A 10,567-nucleotide genomic window follows, 5' to 3' on the forward strand; every position below is an offset into this window, starting at 1 on the left:
TAGAGCGCTGGAATCGCACTCCAGAGGTCCTGGGTTCGAATCCCAGTGGCTCCACGTTCCCCGCTCCACAGATCGTGTGGGCGGGGATTCGTAATTGTGTGGAGAGCCCCCCTCTCTCCGGTGGTATTCTGACCGGGACCCGTGCCGACAGGATCATTCCGCCGCGCCCAGATTCAGGAAACCGGACGGGTCCATACGTAAATGAGTGCAGTGGGGGCTGGCCGCGCGTAGCGCGTCGTTCCGTTGAGGGTCTGGATGCGAAGCGAGTCTGGGCCGGGCACCACCACGGAGCGGTTGTCGAGCCAACCCCACACCGCTCCCTCCACAGGGCCGAGGCGCCGCGTCTGGCCCTGAAGCCGCACGGCGGCTCGTAGTCCATCGGCCGTTCGCAGAGCGAAAGCAAGACGGTCCCCCGAGGGCGACCACCGAGGGAAGACTTGGTCGGCGGTCGTCTGTGAAGGAGGGACCAGAAAGATGGGACGGTTTCCGTCGTGGACCACGATCTGGCGGTGGGGAGAGTCCTCGGTCTCCATGTCAAAGGCGAGTTCTGACCCGTTGGGGCCCCAGCGAAGGTGACGAACCTGACGTTCGTCTCCGAAGAGGGTTTCGCTGTTTTGCCCCCGGGCATCGCTCACGACGAGCGACGAGTCTGGCACGTAATCGCCCGCCGACCGGTCGTATCGGAGCTCGCGGTAGATGTAGGCCATCCTGCGGCCCTCCGGGGCATAGCGGATGTGGTACATGCGGCGGGCATCTCGAGATGCGCGCGTGCTGCAGTCTTCGGTGCTTACCAGGTACAGGGTGTCGCTGGTACGGGTAGCGAGCGAGCTGTCGGGCAGCCACTGTAGCACCTCGCGGACCGAACGACACCCGAGATCTCGGGTTGTGCCGCTGGGAGTGGCTACTTGGATGCCGCCGGGTCCCCGCTCATCACTGTCCGTCCGGCGGTAGTGGCCAAACGCAAGCCGTTCCTGGTCGGGGTGCCAGGCCAGGGAGTAGACGGCACGGCCGGAGACAGCATGCACCCGCTGCAGGGCCGCGTCCGTGAGGTCTAGAAGCGCAAGGTGCGACGAGTCGGCCGTCGCGTAGCTGAAGGCGAGGTAGCGCCCGGTTGGTGACAGCGCGCGGTGGCCTGTGAACTCGACGCCTGTGGCCAGACGCTGCGAGGTGTCGCGGCGGGCGTCACGAAGCACCAGCTCCGCATCGGCGGTCGTGTACAGCAGAGACAGCGCCGGGCCCGACGGGGACGGGGAAGAGGAACGGCGGTCCGCCGCCGACTGGGATGGACGAGACGACGAACAGCCGTTCGCGGCGGCCAACAGGAGACCCCCAGCTACGGCCAAGCCGATCAATCGGAGAAAGGAATGCTGAGGAGCCATAACGGGTCGGGATCGTGATCGGAGTGAGACACAAAAAGCTAGACGTTCAGTTCATGAAGGTCAGGCCAAGTTCCGCGAAGCCCCATGGGAGAGGGGGACTCAGACCGGGGCGTCGCAGGAGGCTTCCCTGCCCGGCCTCTCAGAGATCTACGCGTGCACAGAAGCGGTCCCGGCGGACCTCTGTCGCTCGTCTTTCACTTTGTAGAACATGTGAGTAGAGATTGCATAATAGAGAACTGTCATCACAGAATCCGCCTCCTTTTTTCCTTCGGGAAAGAGGGAGTCGGATGAGCGCTGAAAACGAACATCAGAACATTCTAACCGAGATATGGAATCCGGAACCGTCAAGTGGTTTAGCCCTGCCGAAGGATACGGCTTCGCCGAGCCTGACAGTGGTGGAGACGACGTTTTTCTCCACCACAGCGAGGTGCCTAGCGAAGACCTGGAGGAGGGCGATCGCCTCGAGTTTGAAATCGAAGAAACCGAAAAGGGATTGAACGCAGTGAACGTTCAGGTCGTCGACGAAGTCGACGAAGAGCCTGGATGGTGAATGTGGTTCAACCGGAATGCCCCTGGGCTCTCTCGCCCAGGGGCATTTTTATTTTGGTTTGTTTTGGGACAGGTGGGGACCTGGTCCGCGGTCATGGAGAGCGACGAGCGATGGTTCTCCCCAATCCTGACTCGACACGAAGATACTCATTGTCGGAGGTACCGCAACGATCGGGAGTGCAGTGGTCGACGCACTCACGGACCCGCACGAGGTGACCGCTGCGGGGCACACGAGCGAAGATGTGCAGGGCGACCTGGCTGATCCTGACTTCATCGATCGCCTCTACGAGACCGTCGGGGGACAGGATGCGGCGTTGGAGATGCCGCGCAACATTCGCATCAACGCGGTCAGTCCGCCCTGGGTCGAGAAAACCTTCGAAGCGATGCGGGAGGACTTCGAGCCCAGCCTCCCGGCGAGTGCGGTCGCCAGGCCTGATCGGAAGAGTGTGGCGGGGACCAGGACGGGGGCCCCGATTGATGCCCGAACAGTAGCGTGATGCCCCCTCCCCCGACAGCCCCCAGGCCGCACGAGAACGGTTCGGGGCCATGGCGCGCCCTGTGCGGGAGCCGCCCTCGGCCGGGGGCCCCTCGCGATTCGTCTCTGTGCTCCGATTCCGCGGCGCTGATGGCGCACTCTGACAATTCTCCGCGCCGCCCTCACCACGACGCGGGACCCTCATCGGGCGCCGATCCGATCTTTGATCTCGACCTGTGGCTCCTCTTTGCCGTCACGGTGGTGGGCGTGGGCAACGTCTCCAGCGTGTCGCCCACATTCCCCCAGGTCGTGGAGGTGTTTGACATTTCTCGGGTTCAGGTTGGGTGGGTCGTGACGGCCTACTCGCTGCCCGGTCTTCTGAGCGCCCCCCTCGCGGGCATCGGGGCCGATCGCTTTGGCCGGAAGCGCGTGCTGGTGCCCACGCTGTTTGTCTTTGGCTTGGCGGGAGGGTCCTGCGCACTGGCCCGCTCCTTCCCGGTGCTGCTTGCCCTCCGGGCTGTGCAGGGACTGGCCGCCGCCCCGCTCGTGGGACTCGCCATCACGATCATCGGTGATCGGTACGACGGCGTGGCCCGCGCGACTGCTGTCGGGTACAACGCGACGGCGCTCAACGTGGGCACGGCGGCCTACCCGGCCGTAGGAGGGACGCTGGCGGTGTGGGCCTGGTACTGGCCCTTCGCCCTGCCGCTGCTGGCCCTCCCCGTGGGCACGGCCATCGCCTGGACGTTGGGCCCGCCGGATAGTGAACGGCAGCAGGGGCCGGGCCCCTTTCGGGAATACCTCGCAGTGGTTGGGGCCCGCCTGGGCGACCGGCGGGTCCTGGGCCTCCTGTTTGTGAATCTCGGCATTTTTGTTCTCATCTTCGGGGCCTTCCTCACGTACGTCCCAGAGCTTCTGGACACCCGCTTCGGATCGTCGTCCGTCGTGGCGGGCGCAGTGCTTGCCGCCGCGTCGGTATCGAGCGGCCTCGTGGCTACTCAGCTCGGACGTCTCGCGACCGTCTTCTCCCTCCGACGCCTCATTCAGGGCTCGCTCCTTATTGACGCGGCGGCACTCGCCCTCATGCCACTGGCGCCGGGAGCCTGGGGCGTCGGGGCCGCCGCGCTGCTCTTCGGCGTCGCCCAGGGGCTCAACCAGCCGGCCCTGCAGACGCGCCTCACGGAGTTGTCGTCGGACGCGTCCCGGGGCGTGGTCCTGTCGGTGAACGGGATGGCGTTGCGTCTTGGTCAGGCCATCGGGCCGCTCCTGCTTGGGGGAGCGCTCGTCGTGGGCGACATCGGAACGGTCTTCTACGCGGCGGCGGGCGTCGGCCTCCTCATGGGCGGGGCAGCGGTCGGGCTGCTCGGGCCCGAATGACAGGCATACCCCATCCGGCGTACCGCCACACGCTACGGGGCCGGCGACCGCTGCTGCTCGCGCTCCCAGTAGAGCCGCTCGACGACGACCATGTGGGGGAGCGTCATGATGGCGATCAAGATGAACAGAAGGGCGATCATCTCGGTCTCTTGCCCGAACGACTGCGCCGCGGCGTAAAGTCCGCCTAGCCCGACGAACGGGAGGAGGGTGAAGAGGGTGGCCTCGCGGTAGAAGTTGCCCAGAGACATCGCCTCCCCGCGGCGTCGGAAAAAGCGAAGCAACTCCAGGATGTGTCCCAGCGAGTGCCAGAGGCCAAAGTACACCGAAAATGCCACGAGGGGATGGACGAGGCCAAACAGCGCCGTGAACACCGCTACGTTAAGCATCTCGCGCCCTGCTTCGCGAAGGGGGTCGACCTCTGCCCCGAGGGCAGCAACGCCGAGGGCAAGCACGTGCTGGCCCGCGAGGCCCGCAAAGAGGACATTCGGGGCCGTCTCGATCAGCGGCCAGTTGAGCAGATGCACGCCCCCGATGGCCCTAAAGATCGGATCGACGATGCCTGGAAAGGCCGCGACGGGTCCTCCGATGAGGAGGAGTCCGCGCGACAGGTAGAGGAACCGGGCTGGAAGGGGAGGGAGCCCCCAGTACGCCAGGTCGGCCTGCCCGAAGTGGTACATAGTCATGGCTAGGAACACGGCGAGGCTCCAGGCGGGTGCAATGAGCCAGAGCCCTCCGTAGAGTGCCATTGCTGCCAGGTATCCGCCGTAGAATTTGGCCTGATCGGACCACGTATGGTCGAGGCCCCACAGCTGGGCGGCCACGAGATGGTCGATGGCCCCGTGGGGAATGCCGGTGACAGTGACGGCAACGAACAGAACAGCAAAGGCCCACGGCCCAAGAGACGCGCCGCTCCAGGCGCCCATTGCAACAGTGAGGAGGGTCGCCGCGAGCACGCTCGCGTAGATGCGCGGGGAGCGAATGGAGACCGGATCGGCCATCTGCATGAACGAGCAAAGGCAGATCAGAGGACAGAACGATCAATGCTGAATATAGGCATCGGCGAGAGCGAGGTCCACCTCAGAGGACAGTCCCGAACGAGGATTCTCAAACAAGTTCGCTACACGCGCTTGGTCGGGCGGAATGCTGAGACTAGGATGGTCACTCGGACCGACTCGCGTGTACCAAAACTGCGCGACGTCCCTTCATTTGCGAAATCTACACAGGGAAGAACGCGCCTGCCGCTCTCGTATCTTTGAATGGATCGCATTCCGCCCCGATGTCCTGGACTCGCCCGATCGATGGTCCCCGTTCGTTGCTCTGCTGCGTGTTTGTTCTCGTTCTGCTTGTGGGGGGCACGTGGGGGGGAGAGACCCGGGCCCAACTCGTGCCCGTGAAGACCGTCCCCGTCGCCACCGGCAGCCAGTTTCAGCTCCATCCGTCTCACGCTCGCGGCATGGGGGACGTCCGCCTTGCCGTCGAGGATACGCTGGGCGACGCCTTCGTGAATCCGGCAACAGTCGCCCGCCTGGACGGCACGTGGGCTTTCAGCGCGCCAAGCCACTACACGATTACGGGGGAGGACGGGGGGGCGCGGACGCTCTCCGTTGGGGTGCTCGTAAACTGGGGCCGATGGTTCGGGGGCATCGGTGGGGCCCTTCAGCACCTGAGTTCAGGCTCCCAGTCCCTGCGCCGTGCCCCGTTTCCGGGCCCCCGGTTCGCGACGACCCAACGCCCGGAAGAGTTCTCGCGTCGCCCGCTCCGCGAAACGTCGGCCGAGAACCAGTACCTGACGCTGCTGGGCGGACGGCAACTGTCCGACCAGTGGGCCCTTGCGGGAGAGGTCCGGTGGGCAGGGCTCCAGGCGATGGAGGGGGTAGATTTGATGTATCCGGGCAATCAGGGACTTCGCCAGGACGGCCACCGGCTTGACGTGCGGGTGGGAGCCCTGCGCGAATGGGGCGAGCAGTCGCTGCGTGTGTTGCTCCTCCACAACCGTGTCGACATGCAGCACGACGTGCGGCGTGTGGAGTACGTAGAGTCGGAAACGGACGATGAGCCCATGCGCAGGGTGCGGTGGGAGCGGCACCACGATCGAACTAACACGTGGGGCCTGCATCTGGAGTACGTCCGGCCGCTGGGATCGGAGGGATGGCGTCTCGGCACGGTGCTGACGGGCAACCGGAAGGCTCATCCCAAGATTCCGAACTACAACCTGATGAACATCCCCCGAGACCCGGGCACGTCGTGGGCCTCCAACGTAGGGGTTGGAGTGTCTCACTCCGGGGCGCACACGACCGTTGGGGCCGACCTCCTCTTCGCGCCAATCGTGAGTGAGACGTGGGCCAACGCTCAGGAGCGGATCGAGCAGCCCAACGGTGGAATCATTCTGCCTGGGGAGCGGACCGTCGTGAACGATTTCACCTTCGCCAATACGACCCTCCGCACAGGACTGCGGCACCGGCAGGCTTGGTGGGAGCTTCAGGTCGGGCTCAACGTGCGAACCATTCGCTACTGGCTCACGCAGAACGACCGCGTTCAGCAGTCGAAGAGGGATCAGTACGAGGACTGGTCGGAGTGGACCTTGACCTGGGGGGGAAGCGCCGAGCTGGGCATTCTGACGCTTCGCTACACGGGAGACCTCACGCTCGGCACCGGTCAGCCCGGGGTTGCCGCCGGTCCGGTGCTGGCGGCGGAGTCCGCGTTCGCGAGCAACTTTCCCGTGGCGCCTCGCGGTCCACTGGCTGTACGGGAGTCCCAGGTGTTTACCCACCAGGTTTCCCTCATCCTTCCGATCCCTGGTGACACCAACTGACCGCACGCCGGCAGGACGCGTATCGTAGGGGACCCGCTGTGATAATGCTGCGAAACTGTATCCATTCCGCACAGTGACGGAAATGACGATGGGGAGTAAGCGTCTAAAAACCGCTGTTGGGTAAATGCCAGATCACTACAAGACAGTCCCACGCTTTCCCCATCGCTTCTGCTCCAGTTGATGTCCACTGATCCGCTTTCATCCTCCACATCCGGGCGTCCCCACGTCGTCATCGTTGGGGCCGGGTTTGCGGGGCTTGAGGCCGCCAAGTCGCTGCGCGACGCACCGGTTCGGGTGACTCTCGTCGACCGCAACAACTACCACAAGTTTCAGCCCCTCCTCTATGAAGTCGCCATGGCGGGGCTGGAGCCGGACGACATCGCGCACAACGTGCGCAACATTTTTCAGGGCAGCGACACCGTGCACTTTCGGCTTGGCACGGTGGTTGGGATCGACACGACCGTCCAGCAGGTGCACTTGCGCGGCAGCGCACCCCTCTCGTACGACCACCTGATCCTGGCTGCGGGAGCGGTGTCTACCGACTTCGGCATCCCCGGCGTAGAGGAGCACGCGTATCCGCTCAAGAACGTGCCCGACGCCGTCAACCTCCGCAATCGCGTGCTCCGGCAGTTCGAGCGATACGACCGGACGAGAGATGAGACCGGAGACGGGGCCCTCACCTTCGTCGTCGTAGGGGGCGGCCCGACCGGCGTCGAGATGGCAGGGGCGTTCGTGGAGCTCTTCGACACGCTCAACGACGACTTTGCCCGGTTCGACACCCGTGAGCAGGCCCGCTGCGTTCTCCTGGAGATGGAGGAGCACCTGTTGCCCCCCTACGAACCGCCGCAGCGGGAGTACACGCGGCAGGTCCTCGAAGCGCGGGGCGTGGACGTCCAGACCGACACGGCCGTTGAGCGGGTCGAGGCCGATCGGGTTCATCTCCAAGGGGGCGGCACCATCCCAGCCCAGACCCTCGTGTGGGCGGCCGGCGTGAAGGCGAGCCCGGTGGCCGGCATGATCGACGCCGAACAGGCCTGGGACGACCGGGTCGTCGTGAATCCGGACCTGACTGTGCCTGAGTGCCCGAACGTGTATGCCGTGGGCGACATGGCCGCCATTGAGGGCGAGGAGGGCTACGAGCCGCAGCTCGCGCAGGTCGCCATTCAGAGCGGTCGTCACGCCGCGGATCAGATTCAGTGCCGCCTCCGCGACGGCACCCCCGAGCGGTTCGAGTACTGGGACCTCGGCAAAATGGCCACGATTGGGCGGAACGCAGCCGTGGCCGAGTTTGCGGGAGGCATCTCGTTCAAAGGCTTTATTGCCTGGTTCCTTTGGGTCGTCATCCACATCGCCAAGCTTGTGGGCTTCCGCAACCGGCTCAGTGCCCTCGTCAATTGGGCGTACAATTACTTCACCTACAGCCGCAGCGCGCGCCTCATCCTCGACGTGGTGCCCATCGCCGACGACGTGCCGATGGAGGAGGAAGGGGGCCAGAGGGTCAAAGAGCGCCCAGAAACGGTGGAGACCCACCCACAGTAGGGTCCGCCTGTGGGCCGTGGAGCAACGGACTGCGGTAACCCGGCTCCCCCTCTCAGGTCCGCCCTCATGATTCTGTGTGTTCGTTTCTCCTCATGTCCGACCGGCGTTCTGCGACCGCCTGTCTTCTCCTCTGCACGGTCCTCCTGTGCCTCGGCTGTGGAGACGAAGCTGCGCTCGATGTAGAGAAGGGACAGTATCAGGTCTCGATCGAGGGCAGCCTCACGGACACGCTTGCCGGTCCGGCTGTCTACCGACTCCAAGAGGAGAAGCGCGTGCGTATCGAGCTTGGGACACGCAAGGGGCCTGGTCTGTCGATCGAGCTTGAGCCCCGTCTGCCGCATTCCGAGCGAGGGGGCGAAGAGGGCTCTGTGCCGCGCCCTGGCCGCTACGACGTAGTGGCGGCGTCGCTCCTTGATCGCCCGCACCCTGACAGCCTGACCGGTCTCATCGCGTTTCTCTCCGTGGCCGATGCTCAGTTTGCTGCAACGCAGGGACATTTCTCGATAACGCACGTCGCCGACGGGACGGTGACGGGTACCCTCGATTTGACGATGGAGGAGCGACCAGACGATTCACTGCCTGAGCGCGCTGTGCGGGTGACGGGGGCGCTTCGGGCGACGCGGCCGTGACGGGGGGTAGAGACGAATGGCCATGAGGGGGGCTCTGCCGTCCCCGCCAGTCTGGTCCACGAGGGTGGAGAATAGAGGACGGGGAGACGCACCGCCTGAGTGGATCTGGACCTTCCCGGGTCATGGACACGCAGAGGGTTGTCATTTTCCGAAGTTATACTCGCGTTCGTGGTCCTCGTCCTCATGTTTGAATGTCCTCCTACACTGCAACGCAACGGACGAGTACAGAGCACGCTGCGGTTTTTCGGCTCATCCTACGACAAGGTGGCGCAGTTTTGGAACGGACGAGAAACTGCTGAACCTGCTCTTCGGAAGCGGTGACACGTTGTAACAGGGGGCAGTCCGGTATAGCGCAGGAACAGGCCGGATGCGGCGTTCGCGGTGGGCCAAGTCCTCAGGCACCAATCTTGTCGACGATGTAGAGAGCACTCTCGACCGTCCGGAGAAGCCCGTCCTGCGTGGCCGACGGCGCGGTGCGTTCAGGCCATTCGGAAGCGAAACAGCACAAGCCCCCCTGCAGGACGCGACGAGGAGCATAGAGCCAATCCCCTTCTCGTCCGGCAGGGGACCTACTCCCCGATGGCGTAGAGCGTGGTTCCGGAGCCGATGTAGAGGCGTCCATTGGCCCCGATTGCGGGAGAGGAGCGTACCGGATTGTCCGTTTCCACCGTCCACACGACGTCGCCCTGTGGCGAGAAAGCGTACACGGTTCCGTCGAGTGATCCGACATAAATGCGTCCCTCGCCGCCGATGGCCGGGGAGGACATGATGCCGCCTCCAGTCTGATACCGCCATTTGAGCGATCCATCCGGGTTGATCGCGTAAAAGTAGTTGTCATAGGACCCAACGTAGATCGTGCCGTCCGATCCGATGGCGGCGGAGGACTCGAGACGACCGTCCGTCTCGTAACGCCACTTCACCGTTCCGTCGTCCGGATTAAGCGCGTAGAGGCGGCCGGTGCGCGTGCCGACGTAAACGGTGCCGTCCGGTCCGATGGTCGGGTCTCCCCGGGCGCGACCCTCCGTTTCAATCCTCCACTTCACGAGTCCATCGAGGGCAACCGCGTAGACGTTTCCGGGACCGATGCCTTCGAAGCCCGTGATACCACTACTGACATACAGCGTACTGTCGGAAGACAAGGCTGGCGCGACGGTCCGCCCCCCAGTGTTCAGGACCCATCCGTCGGAGCCACCAGGCCCGATGGAGAAAAATCTGTCTTTCTTATTTCCAGCGTAGATCGTCCCATCTGAGGTCCGAATCGGGCCGCGGGTTGGGCCGCGCTGTGTCTGGATGCGTTTCGTCCATTCCCGGGACCCGTCCAGGGAGATGGCGTGGAGATGATCCGAGTTGGAGGTGGCGTAGAGCCGCCCGTTGTCCCCAATCGTGACGGAGAGAATATCGGCCTGTTCGTCGGCCTCGGGGACCATGGCGTCGTATGTCCACTTGATGGACCCGTCTGGGTTAACCGCGTAGAGGTGGAGGTCGTCCGAGGAGTTGTTCTGCTCGTCGTGCGCTCCAGCGTAGATGGTGCCGTCGGAACCGATTGAGATGTCGGCGACCCGGTTGCTTGGAGCTTTGGTCTGCGTCGTCCAGGCCACGGCGCCTGTCGCGGGCCCTGCATTCGGGCTGCGACTGGTGGAGCGGAGGTCGTACCCGAACCGGGGCCACGGGGCATCGGCAATTCCACTGAGCCCCTTCTGCTTGGTCTCGTCGGACGACTCGGACCCAAAAACGTCGCATCCTGCGATAAGTCCGAGACAGACCAGGAAAATGACGGGGGTAGCAATGCGTGGCACGATGAATCTGT

9 protein-coding genes are annotated in these 10,567 nt (G+C 64.4%); 6 read left to right on the forward strand and 3 right to left on the reverse strand.

Going from position 1 to position 10,567, the window contains the following annotated elements; translation table 11 throughout:
• Window positions 1-173: 173 nt before the first annotated feature.
• Window positions 174-1,379 carry a hypothetical protein gene (locus ABEL04_RS03510; RefSeq protein WP_375801000.1) on the reverse strand — a complete coding sequence of 402 codons (1,206 nt, stop codon included), beginning with the start codon at window positions 1,377-1,379 and terminating at the stop codon, window positions 174-176.
• A 328-nt stretch (window positions 1,380-1,707) separates the two neighbouring features.
• Between ABEL04_RS03510 and ABEL04_RS03515 the strand changes: the two genes are divergently transcribed.
• The 3 genes from ABEL04_RS03515 (at window position 1,708) to ABEL04_RS03525 (ending at window position 3,780) form a co-directional block, all read left to right on the forward strand.
• Window positions 1,708-1,929 carry a cold-shock protein gene (locus tag ABEL04_RS03515; protein ID WP_375801001.1) on the forward strand — a complete coding sequence of 74 codons (222 nt, stop codon included), beginning with the start codon at window positions 1,708-1,710 and terminating at the stop codon, window positions 1,927-1,929.
• Window positions 1,930-2,110: 181 nt separating this feature from the next.
• Window positions 2,111-2,425, forward strand: coding sequence for a hypothetical protein (locus ABEL04_RS03520; RefSeq protein ID WP_375801002.1), 315 nt, complete (start codon window positions 2,111-2,113; stop codon window positions 2,423-2,425).
• Window positions 2,426-2,553: 128 nt separating this feature from the next.
• Window positions 2,554-3,780 (forward strand): MFS transporter, encoded by a 1,227-nt coding sequence (locus tag ABEL04_RS03525; protein WP_375801003.1) that lies wholly within the window; start codon window positions 2,554-2,556, stop codon window positions 3,778-3,780.
• A gap of 32 nt (window positions 3,781-3,812) precedes the next feature.
• Here the strand turns inward: ABEL04_RS03525 and ABEL04_RS03530 are convergent, their stop codons facing one another.
• Entirely contained in the window at window positions 3,813-4,778 is a 966-nt protein-coding gene (locus ABEL04_RS03530) for a Brp/Blh family beta-carotene 15,15'-dioxygenase (RefSeq protein ID WP_375801004.1), read from the reverse strand.
• A gap of 278 nt (window positions 4,779-5,056) precedes the next feature.
• On the opposite strand from ABEL04_RS03530, the gene ABEL04_RS03535 reads away from it, so the two are divergent.
• The 3 genes from ABEL04_RS03535 to ABEL04_RS03545 all read left to right on the forward strand — a co-directional run bounded on the left by ABEL04_RS03535 (window position 5,057) and on the right by ABEL04_RS03545 (window position 8,760).
• Window positions 5,057-6,592, forward strand: a complete 1,536-nt coding sequence (locus ABEL04_RS03535; protein WP_375801005.1) for a hypothetical protein — start codon at window positions 5,057-5,059, stop codon at window positions 6,590-6,592.
• 180 nt (window positions 6,593-6,772) lie between these two features.
• Window positions 6,773-8,131 carry an NAD(P)/FAD-dependent oxidoreductase gene (locus ABEL04_RS03540; protein ID WP_375801006.1) on the forward strand — a complete coding sequence of 453 codons (1,359 nt, stop codon included), beginning with the start codon at window positions 6,773-6,775 and terminating at the stop codon, window positions 8,129-8,131.
• 92 nt (window positions 8,132-8,223) lie between these two features.
• Window positions 8,224-8,760, forward strand: coding sequence for a hypothetical protein (locus ABEL04_RS03545; RefSeq protein WP_375801007.1), 537 nt, complete (start codon window positions 8,224-8,226; stop codon window positions 8,758-8,760).
• A 569-nt stretch (window positions 8,761-9,329) separates the two neighbouring features.
• On the opposite strand, the gene ABEL04_RS03550 is transcribed toward ABEL04_RS03545, so the two are convergent.
• Window positions 9,330-10,567: PQQ-binding-like beta-propeller repeat protein (locus ABEL04_RS03550; RefSeq protein WP_375801008.1), on the reverse strand; the 1,238-nt coding region annotated here is incomplete at its 5' end.

It is taken from the genome of Salinibacter sp., from assembly GCF_042218895.1.
Taxonomy (GTDB): domain Bacteria; phylum Bacteroidota; class Rhodothermia; order Rhodothermales; family Salinibacteraceae; genus Salinibacter.

Excerpts from the sequence above, each read along its gene's own strand:
- ABEL04_RS03510 (WP_375801000.1), bottom strand. The coding sequence starts at position 1,379 with ATGGCTCCTCAGCATTCCTTTCTCCGATTGATCGGCTTGGCCGTAGCT.
- ABEL04_RS03515 (WP_375801001.1), top strand. The coding sequence starts at position 1,708 with ATGGAATCCGGAACCGTCAAGTGGTTTAGCCCTGCCGAAGGATACGGC.
- ABEL04_RS03525 (WP_375801003.1), top strand. The coding sequence starts at position 2,554 with ATGGCGCACTCTGACAATTCTCCGCGCCGCCCTCACCACGACGCGGGA.
- ABEL04_RS03530 (WP_375801004.1), bottom strand. The coding sequence starts at position 4,778 with ATGGCCGATCCGGTCTCCATTCGCTCCCCGCGCATCTACGCGAGCGTG.
- ABEL04_RS03535 (WP_375801005.1), top strand. The coding sequence starts at position 5,057 with ATGTCCTGGACTCGCCCGATCGATGGTCCCCGTTCGTTGCTCTGCTGC.
- ABEL04_RS03540 (WP_375801006.1), top strand. The coding sequence starts at position 6,773 with ATGTCCACTGATCCGCTTTCATCCTCCACATCCGGGCGTCCCCACGTC.
- ABEL04_RS03545 (WP_375801007.1), top strand. The coding sequence starts at position 8,224 with ATGTCCGACCGGCGTTCTGCGACCGCCTGTCTTCTCCTCTGCACGGTC.